This window comes from Pantoea sp. DY-5 (assembly GCF_019795955.1).
Lineage (GTDB): Bacteria > Pseudomonadota > Gammaproteobacteria > Enterobacterales > Enterobacteriaceae > Pantoea > Pantoea leporis.
The window spans coordinates 479,062-494,746 of the sequence record NZ_JAIMIE010000004.1; the positions used below are offsets into that span (position 1 = coordinate 479,062).

Here is a 15,685-nt window from a genome sequence, read left to right on the forward strand (position 1 = left end):
TAGCGTGCCTGAAGCGCCTTTCTCTTGGTATGAATGCCTGCCTCTGTGGTAAGGGAAGTCGGACTAATCTGTTGGTATTAATCATAATTCTCTTGCTTACTATTGTGAGAATTGATTTGGCCTCAGAGAATTTACCGCAGATTGCCTCAACAAATGCAGTGAACGTTTCGCTCATTTATTAAACAGTGTTGAGGCATTAGGGATTAAAGAAATAATATAAAAGAGTTAACTATGCGCGATAACGAAATTACATATAAAAGTCTTCTGACCAAAATTTTACTGGCGTGCTCGGATTTAATTTGTTTCAACGCAGCATTATTTATTGCGATGGCGATGATTAATTCCTTCACCCATTCTCCATTGGCAGATATATCTGAAAAATACCTGCATTTAAAAATTGCTACGCACATTGCGCTTTCGGTTATTTGTGTAGGCTGGTTCTGGGTTCGCCTGCGTCATTATACTTATCGCAAGCCATTCTGGTTCGAGCTCAAAGAGATTTTTCGTACCATTCTTATTTTCTCTGTCATTGATTTGTCAATATCAGCACTTTCACAATGGCAAATGTCGCGCTTTGTCTGGGTTGCGACCTGGCTTCTGGCGCTGATTATGATTCCCTTAGCGCGCGCCATTTCTAAACGTGTGCTGAATCATTACGGCATGTGGAAGAAGCAAACTATCATCATCGGCAGCAGCCGCAATGCTCAGGAAGCCTGGCAGGCGCTGCAGAGCGAAGAAGTAATGGGCTTTGATGTTATCGCCTTCTTCGATGTCGATAAGAGCAGCCCGCAGGCCAGTATCTCTGGCGTACCTGTGCTGCACAACGAACAAGAGCTGTGGCAGCTGACCAGCAGCGAAACCCAGTTCATCGTGGCGGTGGAGTTTGAACAGAGCCAGCACCGCGATTACTGGCTGAAAACCCTGGCGATGCACAACTGCCGTTCTGTTTCCGTTATTCCAACGCTGCGCGGTGTACCGCTGTACGGCACTGACATGGCTTACATCTTCAGCCATGAAGTAATGATTCTGCGTGTGAATAACAATCTGGCGAAGCGCACTTCACGTTTCCTCAAGCGTGCATTCGATATCGTCGGCGCGCTAAGCATTATCCTGGCGCTGTCGCCGGCGTTGCTGGTGCTTGGATTTATGGTTGGTCGCGATGGTGGACCACCGATTTACGGTCATGAACGTGTTGGTTTGGGCGGCCGTAAGTTCAAATGCCTGAAATTCCGCTCAATGGTGATCAACTCGAAAGAGGTGCTGGAAGAGGTACTGCGTACCGATCCTGTTGCCCGCGCCGAGTGGGATAAAGATTTCAAACTGAAGAACGACCCGCGCATTACCAAAGTCGGTCATTTCATCCGTAAAACCAGTCTGGATGAGCTGCCGCAGCTGTGGAACGTGGTACGTGGCGATATGAGCCTGGTGGGGCCGCGCCCGGTGATTGAAGATGAGCTCTGCCGTTATGCCGGTGATGTCGATTATTACCTGATGGCGAAACCAGGCATGACGGGATTGTGGCAGGTTAGCGGTCGTAACGACGTTGACTATGAAACACGCGTCTATTTCGACTCGTGGTATGTCAAGAACTGGTCGCTGTGGAATGACATCGCGATTCTGTTTAAGACGGTTGGCGTAGTGCTGAAACGCGATGGCGCCTATTGATAGACAGCGAAGCCGGGGAGGGCAGCAAGCTCCCCGGTTGAAAACTGCGGGTGCTAGGTGTGTCGTTATTAGACAGCTGCACTGATTGAGTCTGTATAACCATTTTAATTGATGTCGTCTTTAGACTCGGTGACAACATAAAACCAAGGGAGCGCATAATAATGACCCACAGTTTCAGTGTTTAACCTGTCATATTCCATTTTTGTAAGACGCTACACAGCGGGCGATTTCGCCTCTATCAATCAATAACTGATAGCGAAGAATCAGATGATAATGAAAATTAAATTGATACCTTTACTGGTATCCGCGACTTTTCTCTCCGGATGTACCATTGAGCCGGGTTCTCACCTTTCCACCAGTGGAAAAGATGTCATAGAGCAACAGGATAGCAACTATGACATCGACAAATATGTCAACGTCTTCCCGCTGACGCCGCGTCTGGTTGAACAGATGCGTCCGAAGCCGTTAGTCGCGCAGGCTAACCCGATGCTGCAAAATGAAATTCAGAGCTACGAATACCGTATCGGTGTTGGCGACGTGCTGAACGTCACCGTCTGGGATCACCCAGAGTTAACCACACCTGCCGGTCAGTACCGTAGCGCCAGCGACACCGGTAACTGGGTACAGGCAGATGGCACCATTTTCTACCCGTACATCGGTAAAGTGCGCGTAGCAGGCCGAACGGTTACCGAGATCCGCAGCGAAGTGGCGCGTCGTCTGGCGCAATACATCGAAAGTCCGCAGGTTGACGTTAACGTCGCCTCGTTCCGTTCGCAGAAAGCGTACGTCACCGGTTCAGTCACCACCTCCGGACAACAGGCGATCACTAACGTGCCGCTGACCGTGCTGGATGCCGTCAACGCCGCCGGCGGTTTAGCGGCTGACGCTGACTGGCGCAACGTGGTGCTGACGCACAACGGCAAAGAACAACGTCTTTCGTTGCAGGCGCTGATGCAAAACGGCGACCTGAGCCAAAACCATCTGCTCTATCCGGGCGACATCCTTTACGTGCCACGTAACGACGATCTCAAAGTCTTCGTGATGGGTGAAGTGAAGCAGCAGTCAACGCTGAAGATGGACCGCAGCGGCATGACGCTGGCCGAAGCACTGGGCAATTCGCAGGGTATGGATCAGACCACCTCTGATGCCACCGGCGTGTTCGTGATTCGTCCGATTCGCGGCGCCAACCGCACCAAGATCGCCAACATCTATCAGTTGAATACCAAAGATGCGGCATCGATGGTGATGGGCACCGAATTCCAACTGGAGCCGTACGACATCGTCTATGTCACCGCGACACCAATCACCCGTTGGAACCGTGTGATTTCGGGCCTGCTGCCGACCATCGTAGGTATTGACGATGCCAGCTCCTCGGCCCTTCGTTTCCGCAACTGGTCGAACTAAGGGTTCGCCATGATTAAGTCCGTGTTAGTCGTCTGCGTCGGCAATATCTGCCGCTCCCCCACCGGGGAGCGTCTGTTCAAACGCGCGCTACCAAACATCCGGATTGCCTCCGCAGGGCTCAGCGCGCTGCAAGGCTATCCGGCGGACCAAAAAGCCCTGGCTGTGGCCGCCGAACACGGCGTGTCGCTGGAAGGGCATCAGGCTCAGCAGTTAACGGCCAGCATGTGCCGTGACTATGACCTGATTCTGGTAATGGAAAAGCGCCACATTGAACAGGTGAATCGCATCGATCCAGCCGCACGCGGAAAGACCATGCTGCTTGGCCACTGGCTCAATCAGCAGGAAATTGCGGATCCGTACAAAAAAAGTCGCGAGGCCTTTGAAGAGGTCTACGGGTTACTGGAAAACGCTACCCAGAAATGGGTCAACGTATTAAGCCGATAGTTGGGAATATCCATGAATATCAAAAACAAGGTTATGACCGCGCCAAAGGAAGATTCGAATGGATGGGATCTGGCGCATCTTGTGGGACAGCTGATTGATCATCGCTGGATTATTGTTGCCGTTACCGCCTTCTTCATGCTGGTAGCCACGCTCTACACACTGTTTGCTACACCAATCTACAGCGCGGATGCGTTAGTCCAGGTTGAACAGAAGAATGCCAGCTCAGTACTGAATGAGTTAGACAGCATTCTGCCGCCAACGCCGGCGTCCGATACCGAGATTCAGATTCTGGAATCGCGCATGGTTATCGGTAAAACCGTTGACGATCTGGGTCTGGACACCGTTGTCACCCAGAACTATTTCCCGGTAATCGGCAAAGGTCTGTCGCGTTTGATGGGTAACAAGCCATCAACTGTCGCCATCTCCCGCCTGGAAATTCCACGCACCATCGATAAACGTACCGTTGAACTGGAAGTGACCGGTCCTGACTCGTATACCGTGTCAGCGGACGGTGATGAGCTGTTCAAAGGTAAAGTTGGTCAGCTGGAAACGCACGGTGAAGTGACCATGCTGGTAAGCGGCATCAATGCCGATGAAGGCACCAGCTTCAGCGTTACCAAACTGAACGAGCTGCAGGCGATTAACTCCGTGCTGGCTAACCTGACCGTTGCGGATAAAGGTAAAGACACGGGCGTGCTGGGTCTGGAGTATCTGGGTGAAGATCCAGAGCAGATCAGCAAAGTGCTGAACCAAATCGTCAATAACTACCTGCTGCAGAACGTTGAACGTAAATCTGAGCAAGCGGAAAAAAGCCTGGAATTCCTGCGCAACCAGCTGCCGCAAGTGCGTGGCAAACTGGATGATGCCGAAGACAAGCTGAATACCTTCCGTCGCCAGAACGAGTCGGTTGACCTGTCGCTGGAAGCGAAATCGGCGCTGGATTCTTCTGTCAGCGTGCAGAGCCAGTTGAACGAACTGACCTTCCGTGAAGCCGAAGTCTCTCAGCTGTTTACTAAAGATCACCCAACCTACCGCGCGTTGCTGGAAAAACGCAAAACGCTGGAAGGTGAGCAGGCGCAGCTGAATAAAAAGATTTCTCAGATGCCACAGACGCAGCAAGAGATCTTGCGTCTGACGCGTGATGTGCAGTCTGGTCAGGAAATCTACATGCAGTTGCTGAACCGTCAACAAGAGCTGGGTATCAGTAAAGCCAGCACCGTGGGTGATGTACGCATCATCGATGGCGCAGCAACCGGCAATAGCCCGGTGGCACCGAAGAAACTGCTGATCATCGCGGCGAGCGTGATTCTGGGTCTGATGGTTTCTGTTGGTCTGGTGCTGTTGAAAGCGCTGCTGCATCACGGCATCGAAAATCCAGAGCAGCTGGAAGAGCTGGGCATGAACGTCTATGCCAGCGTACCGCTGTCAGAATGGCAACGTAAGAAAGATACCGAAGCACTGGCGCGTCGTGGCAACAAGGTGAAAACCGATCCCCACGAAACGCTGCTGGCGCTGGGCAATCCAACTGACCTGTCAATCGAAGCGATTCGTAGCCTGCGTACCAGCCTGCACTTCGCGATGATGGAAGCGAAAAACAACATCCTGATGATCACCGGCGCCAGCCCAGGTATTGGTAAAACCTTTATCTGTGCCAACCTGGCAACGCTGGTCGCCAAAGCGGGCCAACGTGTGCTGTTCATCGATGGTGATATGCGTCGCGGTTACACCCACGAACTGCTGTCAGCCGATAACAAATCCGGTCTGTCTAACGTGTTGTCAGGCAAAACCGAGTTCAGCCCGGCGCTGATTCAGAAAGGCCCGTACGGTTTTGACTTCCTGCCACGCGGTCAGGTGCCACCAAACCCATCTGAGCTGTTGATGCATCGTCGCATGGGTGAGCTGCTGGATTGGGCGAGCAAGAACTATGACCTGGTGTTGATTGATACGCCTCCGATTCTGGCGGTCACCGATGCGTCTATCATCGGTAAGCTGGCCGGTACGTCGCTGATGGTGGCGCGTTTCGAAACCAACACGCCGAAAGAACTGGATGTCAGCTTCAAGCGCTTTGCCCAGAACGGTATTGAGATTAAAGGTGTGATCCTTAACGCCGTGGTGCGTAAAGCCGCCAACTCTTATGGTTACGGTTACGACTATTACGACTACGAGTATGGCAAACCGACCAAAAGTTAATTTGCCCGTCATTCACAGTTAATGATGAGGGTAATCCGGTGAAGAAAGGGGCGGGTTGACCGCCCCTTTTGATCGCACCGTTTGAATGACGACACGCAACGATTTACACAGGTGATTCTCTCTATAACGCCATTAAAAGCCACCGCTGGCACGAGAACTTGTGGAATTAAGGAATCACACCATGGCTCCATATTGGTATTTATCAGGGTTTTTGCTGTTGCTTGCGCTGGTCGAAATCCTGTTGAAGAAAGACGAACGCACCACCCATATTCTGACTTACCTGCTGTGCATCGCCACGGTCACGCTAATTATTTTTGCCGGTATTCGCGGTCTCGGTACCGGGATGGACGACTATCAATATCGCAGCTTCTTTGCCGACTTCGTCCGCCGTATTGAGGTCAACGGTTTTGCCAACACCGTCGCCTTCTTCCGTTATGAACCGCTGATTTTTGCTATCGCGTGGATCACCAGCCTGTTTTCACACAATGCCAGCGTGTTCCTGTTTGTGTTCAGTATTCTGGCAGTTTCAACCAACGCCATCTTCTTCAAAAAGATGTCACCGTATCCGGTGTTGGCATTGGCGCTTTACTCGGCGCATATCTTTATCAACAAAGACGTAAACCAGATTCGTTTTGGCCTGAGCTCGGCGCTGTTCCTTGGCGTGATCTGGACTATTTACCTCAAGCAATACTGGTGGGCGTTTGCCTTCTTTATTCTGTCCTTCCTCAGCCACAACACCGCAGTAATGGTGGTGACCATCATTCCGTTCCTGTTTATTCGGGAATCGCGCTGGTGGCCGGTGGCCATCATCCTGTTCAGTGTGCCACTTTCGGTGGTGGGCGGGACCGGCTTTATTGCCTTGATCGCCGGACATCTGGGATCGATGGGCGAAAGGGCCGCAGGCTACAGTAACGAAGCCTCGAATGCCGGTGACGGCAGCGTGGTGTCAGTCTCCAACCTAAAAAACATCATGCTGGTGTTTATCTTTGTCTACTTCATGCTGAGCAACCAGCTCAAGCGCGAACAGTACGACGTGTGGAAGCTGAACTACCTGTTGATTCTCACTTTTGCCATCGGCGGCGGCATCAGGATCTTCTTCTACAACTACTCATCGGGTGCGCGCCTGTCGAACTACCTGCTGCAGGTCGAACCGATTATTTTGACGTCGCTAATCTTCCAGTCAAAACGCGTACTGAAACCCGCGATGTTTGCGATGTTCGCTTTCTTCCTTGTTTATTACCTCTACTACAACACGATCTCACTGAAGCAGGCCGTTGTGGGCTATGAAGTTGCTCGTGAATTCAAATTGTTTCATTAACCGATGAGAGGAAATATGCGGAAGACTTTACTGGCAGTTCTGATCACCTCTGCGCCGCTACTGGCGCAGGCAGAGGATCATCCCGGCACCTTTATCATCGCCGCCTACGGTGACTCCACCACCGCCGGCGTTACCGCGTCGGGCAATCGCAATATCCTCAGTAAAAATAATGAAGTGAGTTTTTTGCAGCAGATGTTGCGTGAGAAATACGGCAACAACATTGAGGTGAAGAACCACGGCATGCCGGGCGCACAGGTTTCGGTGCTGGTTTACGACAAAGACAATACGCCGATGGATTGGTCAGAACGCATGGCGAAATCCGATGCCAATATGATTCTGATTAACTATGCGATCAACGATGCGCGCATCAACTTCTTCAAAGACAAAGGCGAGCGCATTGAAACGCCGCAAGAGTATAAGCGCATCATCACCGAACTGGTCAAAGGCGCAAAGGCGAATAACAAGCTGGTGGTGTTACAGGAACCGAATCCCATTTGTGGCAAAGCCGAGCGCTGGAACGTCTGGCCGTATGTTTATCAGTTAAATGAAGTGGCTAAAGAGCAGCAGGTGCCAATTGTGAAGCAGTACAGCGCCATCAAGCAGAACCGTGACTGGCAATCTGAGATGTCGCCTGATTGCATTCACCCAAACGAGATGCTTTATAAGCAGAAAGCAGAAAGAACCTTTAACGTCTTAAGCAGCACTTTCGATAGCGTTTTGTCGCGGCACAGCAGCTAACCCAACTCAGATTCAGGAGCTGACATGTATGTATTAATCATGGTGCTGTCATTTTGTCTGGCGCTAATCATTCTGCGAGTATTCTCCTTCCACAAAGGCGTGTACAACAGTAGCGGTATTAAAAGTATCTCTGGCATGCGCGCGCTGCTGGCCAGCATCGTGGCGTTCTCACACTTCGCGCACTACATCTATTCGCTGGACGGTCAGTGGGTGTTCGATAAAGACTATTTTGCCTGGTTCTCCGAAGGCAACTTCTTCGTTAACTCCGGTAAATTCGGTGTACTGCTGTTCTTCATGATCTCCGCCTTCCTGTTCTATCGCTGGCTGGATAATGAAACCCTGACGCCAGGGCAGCTGACGCACAAGCTGCTGAAGTCGCGTATCCGCCGTATCGTCCCGATGTTCTGGTTCTCCGGTTTTGTCATCATCGCGGTAGGCGTGGTGCAGGGCGACCTCACTTACAGCCTCACGGCAGTGAAAGATGCCGTGCTGTGGTTGCTGTTTATTGGCAGCTATCGTATGGGTGATTTCCTGACGGCGGATGTCAACGCCGGTGTGGAATGGACGCTGCGCCTCGAATGGCTGCTGTATCTGTCGATTCCGCTGATTTACGTGCTTAATCGCGTCACCAAAGGCAAATACAAAACGCTGCTGATTCTCGGCTCCATCGGCGTGATTTTCTGCGTGGCTGTCGGCCTGCGTCTGTGGGGCAAAACCTATACCGATCCGCGTCCGGTGCTGGGCTTCGCCATGGGTTATCTGGCGTATAAATATCGCGACAGATTTGCGCACTACAAAACCTCCCGTCTGGCCGGCTTTGCGGTGATTGTGCTGTCGCTGTTCTCGCTGTCGTTCACCAGCAACACCTTCTGGTATCTGATTTTCCTCTGCTGCCTGACGGCGATCTTCTTTACTGTAAGCAGCGGCAACGCGGTGTTTGGCATTCTGGAAAACAAAACCCTGATGTCGATTGGTGAGGTGAGTTACAGCCTGTACCTGATTCACGGTGTGGTGCTCTATTTCATCAAGCAGATCCCGGAAACGCTCTATCCGCATTCGTTCCTGTTCTACACCTTGCTTTCAACGTTGTTCTTTGTCGCCTCCTTCTATGTGGCGAAATTGACGTATCTGTTTGTCGAGAAACCGTTTATCGGCAGTAGCAACAAGAAGAAAGTGGCGATGAAGACCTCGCCGACAAATTAGGACATCACCCATTATTCTTTTGAGCCCACAAGTTATATCATTGATTTTGTAACTTTTTTAATGAGGTGCTGGCAATGCAGGAGATTCGCTTCTCAATTGTTATTCCCGCGTATAACGCGTCGAAATCGATTGTCACGACGCTAGATTGCGTCAAAGCGCAAACCTATCGCAATTTTGAAGTCATTATTGTTGATGACAAATCGGCCGATGCGGCTGAACTGGCGCAGGTGGTACGCAGCGAACGTTATCAGGATTTGGCTATCAAACTGGAGCTGTCTGAGGTCAAACTCAACGGCGCTGGCGCCCGTAATAAAGGTATTGAGCTGGCAACCGGCGACTTTATCAGCTTCCTCGATGCCGACGATGAGTGGCATCCGGACAAGTTATTGGTGGCGAGTGAAACCATCGCCAAACTGGAAGCGCAGGGCAAATCGCGCTACGTCATCTTTAGTCAGGTGAACATCCATCAGGATGGCAGCTTCCTCAAGGTGATGCCGATGCAGCCGCCCGGCAAGAATGAAACCGTGGCCGAGTATCTGTTTGGCTGTTACGGCTTTATTCAAACCAGCACCATTGTGCTGAAGCGCGAAGATGCGGCGCAGATCCAGTTTGATGCGCGCTATATTCGCCATCAGGATTATGACTTCTGCATCCGCGCTGACCGCATGGGTTATGCCTTCGTGATGATCGACAAGCCGCTGGCAACCTACCATCTGGTGACCAAATTTGGTTCCAAGCACAAAGGTGAATCGGTCAAATACTCCTTCTTCTGGCTCGACACCATGAAGCCGCATCTGACCACGCGTGACATCCATACTTACAAGGCGTTCAAGCTGCCGCTGCGCTACAAGATGGATGGTAAATCGCTGCAGGCCAGCCTCAGCTTTGCACGCTACTTCTTCCTCACCAACCGTGACAATCGCGCCTACTTCATGAATCGCCTGCTCGATAAGGTGAAGTCGCGCTTCTCGGGCAGAAGAGCCGTCTCCTGATTCACTTTTAAACACTTTCACTTGCTCCCTACACGGGGGCAATTTTTTGGTTCCTGAAACTCCGGGTAGACAAATGACAAATCATGTTGGCACCGTCGGTATTGTGATGCCGATGTATAACGCGCGAAATACCGTTCTGCGCGCGGTTGAGTCGATCATCAACCAGACCTACAGCGACTGGCATCTTTACCTGATCAACGACAAATCCACCGATGATTCACTGGCCTTTGTACGTGAACATTGCCAGGACGCGCGTATCACCATTCTCGACAACGAGGTCAATCAGGGCGCAGCTGAAACCCGTAACGTGGGACTGCGCGCGGCGAAAGAAGAGATCATTGCGTTTCTCGACAGCGATGACGAGTGGCACCGCGAAAAACTGGCCGTACAAACCGCTGCGATCGCCGCCGGCGATGATTTCGTGATCACGCATTATCACTACAAAACCAAAACCGCTGACCACGATATCAACTACAGCAAACCCTACCTGCAGCAGGAAAACTTCGTGAAGAAGCAATATCGCGTTTGCTTCTCCTCGGTGTGTTTCCGCCGTCCTCCACAGGGCATCTTCTTCCAGCGCAAAGGCCACGAAGACTTCCTGTTCCTCTATGAGTTGTTCCTCCGCTACAAACAAGCCCGCGTGATCCAGAAAACCCTGGTCAACTATTACGAGTTGGGCGATTCACTGTCGCGTAACAAAAATAAAGCGGCGAAGTGGCACCTCGAATTATTAAGAATTATCTATAAAAACAATCCGTTAAAAGTATATTACTATTACACGTGGTACATGGTGAACGGGGTTCTTTTTGCCTTAAAACACCGCTAAGCGCAACGGTGATTTAGCTGCTTATATATTTTTGAGGTGGAAAGGATTGTATGAAAAAGATCGTTTTGGTGATTAAAGATGCCTACTCCTATGCGGGCACGGAAAACATCTGCAACTTTATGTCTGAGTGCCTCGGCGAGCAGCATGAAGTCACCATTTACTCGCTGGAAGGCCATGGCAAAACCTTTTATCCGTTCGAACTGGTGAAAAAAATTGTCAGCTTTGAAGGCCACAGCAACCCAATTAAAAGCGCCGTTAGCAGCATTCATCAGGAAGGCTTTGACAGCGTATTCCTGATCAGCATGGGTCGCCTGAGCGTGATGTTCGCCTTCTGGAATCTGATGGCGCTGAAGAAGAAGCGCTTCAAGGCGTATGCCTGCGAACACATCGCGATTAACTCGTTCAGCAAGCCGATTAAGCTGCTGAAGTGGCTGATGCTGCGTTATTACGACCAGGTGATCGTCCTGACCGACAAAGATCATCAGGTGTTTAACCGCTGGAATATTGCCAGCCAGCAAATCCCCAATCCGGTGGTGTACAAAGCGTTTCAACGTCAAACGCGCAGCCGTCAGGCGCTGGCGGTGGGACGTCTTGATAACCAGAAAGGCTTCGACCTGCTGCTGGATATCTGGGCCGACTTCAGCAAGAAACATCCCGAGTGGAAACTGGTGATTGCCGGTGACGGCGAACTGCGTCAGCAGCTGCACGATCAGGCTGCGGCGTTAGGTATCACCAATAGTGTTAACTTCGTCGGCAAAGTCAGCAACATCAACGATTACTACCGCGAAAGCGACATGGCGCTGATGACTTCGCGCTATGAAGGCTTGCCGCTGGTGCTGCTGGAAGCCAAATCCTGGTCGCTGCCGGTGGTGGCGTACGATTGCCCAACCGGGCCGCAGGAGATCATCAACCACGGTGAAGATGGCTTCCTGGTGCCGATGAACGACAAAACCACCTTTATCAAGCGGATGGAGCAGCTTGCCAGTGATGATGGCCTGTTCTATGCCATGAGTGAAAAAACCAAAGAAACCGCGCTCAAGTTTGACGGTAATCAGATCAAGCAGAGCTGGCTCGCCCTTGTTTAGCGACAATTATCGTGCCTCGGGAATCCTTTTTGGCCGCACAACCACGGGAATTGAAGCATGAAAAGAAGAGAAGTCTTGCAGGCCGCAGCCTCCTCGATTGTTACTGCGCTCTCAGTGAGTGCGTTTTCCAGCTACGCCGCAAAAAGTGGTCAGCCAACGTTAAAATCCGTCGATCCCACCAGCGTACCGGCGGGCGATGTGCCGATTCTGACGCCAGAAAACGTCTATACCATGCCGCCGCAGTTCTGGCAGAACTTCGAGGGCAAATTGTGGATCGGTAAGGCGGGCAGCGATGCCAGCCAAGCCGGCAATCAGATTCCGGTGTTTCTGCGCGATGCCAATGGCAAAGTGTCACAAATCAGCCAGCCGATTGCGCTGAACAAAGGCAACTTTGCCCAGTTCATTCACGACAATGCGGCGTTGATCGCCAATCCCGCGCACTCAATGGTGGTGGAGGACGATCAGGGTCACACGCTGTTCTCCATCAGCGATGTCTCGCGCCCCAATCAAAGCAACTTCAGCCAGCGTCTGGCGCAGCCGAACGGCTACCAGCTGATTGGTGAAATCCCATCGGTTGAAGAGCTGCGTAAAACCCGTCCGCTGTTTGCCGGTGCCAAAATCAAGCTGAAAAGCTGGCACGAAGGGCTGGAAGTGGGAGGCGGCGAGTTCGTCGGCACCTTTGGCGATGGCAAAGATGATGGCGGCGTGAATTTCAGCGGCAACGGTTTTACCTGGCGTCGCGTGGTGGAAGATTTTAATCGCCTGACGCTGTTTGATTTCGGTGCTATTGCCGACGGCAAAACCGACACGGCACCGGCGATCAAAGCCATGTATCAATGGTCGATTGATGCCAGCCAGCAGATCTGCGTGCAATTCCCGGCTGGCACCTTCTTTGTCTCTGAATGTGATTTCGGTGACGAAGGACGTCGCTTCTTCCGCATTTCCGGCGCGATGGTCAACTTCGGTTATTTCCCGGCGACCACGCTGGTTTCCGACGGTCGCTCCGAATTCCTGTTCCAGGTAAATGCGCGCTGGACGGAAATCTCCAACCTGAATTTCAACGGCAACACCGACAAGCGTCCGAACAAGCAGGGTTTGTTCCGCAATACCTGTCCGGGCGGCCAGTTCTTCCGTGGCGCCTGCCTGCGCTTCAATCAGGTGGGCGGCGTTTCGCTTAGCCTGCTGGATACGCTGGATTGCAAAATCGACCAGTGGTACGCCAACGCCTGTACCGGCGATGTGATTAAAGCCAGCTGGTCGGGTCAAAAGGCCGGCGCATGGGATCACAGCACCGCGATTGAGCTCTCCAACTTTAACGCCCAGCACTGTAAAGGCGGCATGGTGTTGAATCTGCCGCGCTGCAGCCAATCCATCATCCATAACGGCTGGATTGAGCACAGCGATTTCCCTGGCGACATCTCGAACGGCCAATGGATTGTCGATGCGCTGAGTATTGAGGATTGTAAGAACCCGCTCAATGCGCGCAACTCGCGCCTGAATATGCGCCAGACCAATCTGCAGTCGGGCAGTTGGATTGATAACTCGCTGGAAGGCGAACGCTGGCTGAACATCTGGGAAATGGGCTCGACGCGCGTCGAATCTTACGGCGTCGCCATCGATGGCAGTCTGAAATACAACTACATCACCTCGCGTTTCCGCCTGACCAATAACAGCGATCAGCAAACCTGGTTTGAACTCGGCAACTTCTACTCGCCAACGGTGGGCGATAGCTGGGAGATCGAGGTGTTTGGCCAGTCGCAGTTCAATAACGGTACCGCCAACCAGCCGCTGATGGATGTTATCAACGGCAAAGGCACCGGCGGCCGCGCGGTGATTCATCTGCAGCGCAAGAAAAACAAAGCCGAAGCCAGCTGGTCAGCGGAAGGTAGCTCGCCAGTGGTTGATGTGCGTTTCGAAGCGCGTAGCGATACCGATACCAAAGTCTACGTCAAGCTGGCGGGTTGGACGCCGACCACCGCCGTGCTGATCAAAAGCACCGCCAAGGATCGCTTCCTGACCGGCCAATGTGCACGTGTGGATGCGGTGATGGACAAAGGCGCACCGGGCAGTAGCGCACAGCAGGCACCGCAGCGTTTCAGCCTGCATAACGGTAAAGCCGGTGTTGGCGGTAACGAGCAGGGCGATCTGCTGCTGGCCTCGCGCGCGCTTAAGCCGGAACAGGTGGATACGCGCGAACCCAAAGGTTTCATTTCGGTAGTGATTAATGGCGAGCAGGTGGCTATGCCGTATTTCGCCGTGAAGTCGTAATGAGTGGTTTGTAAATAGGTCGCCATTAATGGCGACCCTACGTTCGGCAATTGGTTGAGGGTTTTGTAGGGTGCGCATTCATGCGCACTGGAAATCAGCACCGACGTTCAGCATTGGATGATGGTTTTGTAGGGTGCGCATTCATGCGCACCGAGAAGCAGCACCGACGTTAAGCACCACTTTTTGGGGTTTACTCCCATTGCAGTCCTTTTAAACAGAGTTCACTTTGCCAGTGCAGCTATTGGCGGCTTGTAAAAATTACAAAAATTTTTCCGGAGTTTTTTTATGAAGATTTTATTGGTAGGAAACCATACCTGTGGAAATCGTGGGGATGGCGCGATTTTACGTGGGCTGATTGATTCACTGAAATCCGCGCGCGCGGATTTGGATATCGATGTGATCAGCCGTTATCCAACAAGCTCTGGCTATTTACTGCAGCAGAATATCCAGCAGGATTCCCTGTTCCTGCACAACAGCAAATCGGGCAAAGGTTTAGTTGGCAGCCTGAAACGCAAAGTGGCGAACCGCTTGATGCCGGACATCATGATGGCGCACCTTGGCAAAGGCGGCGTGTACAAATCCTTCTCGGTGCCACCGCATCTGGCGGCGTTCACCCAAAGCCTTGCGCAGTACGACGCGATTATTCAGGTTGGCGGCTCGTTCTTCGTCGATCTCTACGGCGTGACCCAATTCGACCACGCGCTCTGTGCGCTGATGGCGAAAAAGCCGCTGCATATGGTGGGGCACTCAGTCGGTCCATTCGAGAACCCGCGCGTTAATGCGCTGGCGAACTTTGTCTTCGACCGCGTTGACAGCCTGGTGCTGCGCGAAGAGGTGAGCTACGACCGCCTGAAGCAGGATGGCGTGACCACCAGCAAAGTGAAGAAGGGCGTTGATACCGCGTTCCTGGTTGAAGCGCGTGAAGTGGCCAATCCAAGCCATAACCTGCTGCACTGGCAGGCGATTATCAGCGCACGCAAAACCATTGCGATTACCGTGCGTGAACTGGCGCCGTTCGACAAACGTCTCGGCGTCACGCAGAAAGAGTATGAAGCTGCCTTTGGCCGCGTGATTAACGCGATGATTGCCGAAGGTTACCAGGTGGTTGCCTTCTCTACCTGTACCGGTATTGATAGCTACGCCAAAGATGACCGCATGGTGGCGCTGACGTTGCGCGATCATGTCGAGCATCCCGAGCATTACCATGTCATCATGGACGAGTTCAACGACCTCGAACTCGGCATCCTCCTCAGCCATTGTCATCTGACCATTGGTACCCGCCTGCACTCCGCCATCATCTCCATGAACTTTGGTACGCCAGCCGTGGCCATCAACTACGAGCACAAGTCGCTCGGCGTGATGAAACAGCTTGGCCTGCCGCAGATGGCCACCGATGTGCAGAGCCTGATGGACGGTTCGCTCATCGATAAAGTGCAGACGGTGCTGGCCGACTATGACAACGTGAAACACAAAGTTGATACCGCGGTGGCGCAGGAGCGTGAGATTGGTAACCGCATTACAGCAGAAATTCTCAACGTCCTGGGGTGAAGTG

Annotated in this window: 12 protein-coding genes; all 12 read left to right on the forward strand. The window is 52.3% G+C overall.

The features are described 5' to 3' along the window. The first annotated feature begins 231 nt into the window (after positions 1-231). The 12 genes from wbaP (at position 232) to wcaK (ending at position 15,681) form a co-directional block, all read left to right on the forward strand. Positions 232-1,665 carry an undecaprenyl-phosphate galactose phosphotransferase WbaP gene (gene wbaP, locus K5Y30_RS15825; protein WP_222212074.1) on the forward strand — a complete coding sequence of 478 codons (1,434 nt, stop codon included), beginning with the start codon at positions 232-234 and terminating at the stop codon, positions 1,663-1,665. Positions 1,666-1,938: 273 nt separating this feature from the next. Beyond that, entirely contained in the window at positions 1,939-3,069 is a 1,131-nt protein-coding gene (locus K5Y30_RS15830; RefSeq protein ID WP_101763361.1) for a polysaccharide export protein, read from the forward strand. A 9-nt stretch (positions 3,070-3,078) separates the two neighbouring features. Next, on the forward strand, positions 3,079-3,513 hold the full coding sequence (locus K5Y30_RS15835; protein WP_101763362.1) for a protein tyrosine phosphatase: 435 nt from the start codon (positions 3,079-3,081) through the stop codon (positions 3,511-3,513). 12 nt (positions 3,514-3,525) lie between these two features. Beyond that, complete coding sequence (wzc, locus tag K5Y30_RS15840) at positions 3,526-5,703, forward strand: tyrosine-protein kinase Wzc (protein WP_192411528.1); 2,178 nt, start codon at positions 3,526-3,528, stop codon at positions 5,701-5,703. A 181-nt stretch (positions 5,704-5,884) separates the two neighbouring features. Next, positions 5,885-7,021, forward strand: coding sequence for an EpsG family protein (locus K5Y30_RS15845; RefSeq protein ID WP_217548638.1), 1,137 nt, complete (start codon positions 5,885-5,887; stop codon positions 7,019-7,021). A gap of 15 nt (positions 7,022-7,036) precedes the next feature. After that, a complete protein-coding gene (locus K5Y30_RS15850) occupies positions 7,037-7,759 on the forward strand; it encodes an SGNH/GDSL hydrolase family protein (RefSeq protein WP_222184765.1) in 723 nt (240 codons plus the stop codon). Positions 7,760-7,783: 24 nt separating this feature from the next. After that, positions 7,784-8,962, forward strand: a complete 1,179-nt coding sequence (locus K5Y30_RS15855; RefSeq protein ID WP_222212075.1) for an acyltransferase — start codon at positions 7,784-7,786, stop codon at positions 8,960-8,962. A 74-nt stretch (positions 8,963-9,036) separates the two neighbouring features. Next, on the forward strand, positions 9,037-9,954 hold the full coding sequence (locus tag K5Y30_RS15860; RefSeq protein WP_101763367.1) for a glycosyltransferase family 2 protein: 918 nt from the start codon (positions 9,037-9,039) through the stop codon (positions 9,952-9,954). A gap of 73 nt (positions 9,955-10,027) precedes the next feature. Beyond that, entirely contained in the window at positions 10,028-10,780 is a 753-nt protein-coding gene (locus K5Y30_RS15865; protein WP_222212076.1) for a glycosyltransferase family 2 protein, read from the forward strand. Positions 10,781-10,830: 50 nt separating this feature from the next. Continuing rightward, positions 10,831-11,865 (forward strand): glycosyltransferase, encoded by a 1,035-nt coding sequence (locus K5Y30_RS15870; RefSeq protein WP_222212077.1) that lies wholly within the window; start codon positions 10,831-10,833, stop codon positions 11,863-11,865. A gap of 57 nt (positions 11,866-11,922) precedes the next feature. Beyond that, positions 11,923-14,133 carry a phage tailspike protein gene (locus K5Y30_RS15875; protein ID WP_222212079.1) on the forward strand — a complete coding sequence of 737 codons (2,211 nt, stop codon included), beginning with the start codon at positions 11,923-11,925 and terminating at the stop codon, positions 14,131-14,133. Between the two features lie 285 nt (positions 14,134-14,418). After that, positions 14,419-15,681 carry a colanic acid biosynthesis pyruvyl transferase WcaK gene (gene wcaK / locus K5Y30_RS15880; RefSeq protein ID WP_222212081.1) on the forward strand — a complete coding sequence of 421 codons (1,263 nt, stop codon included), beginning with the start codon at positions 14,419-14,421 and terminating at the stop codon, positions 15,679-15,681. Positions 15,682-15,685 lie beyond the last annotated feature (4 nt).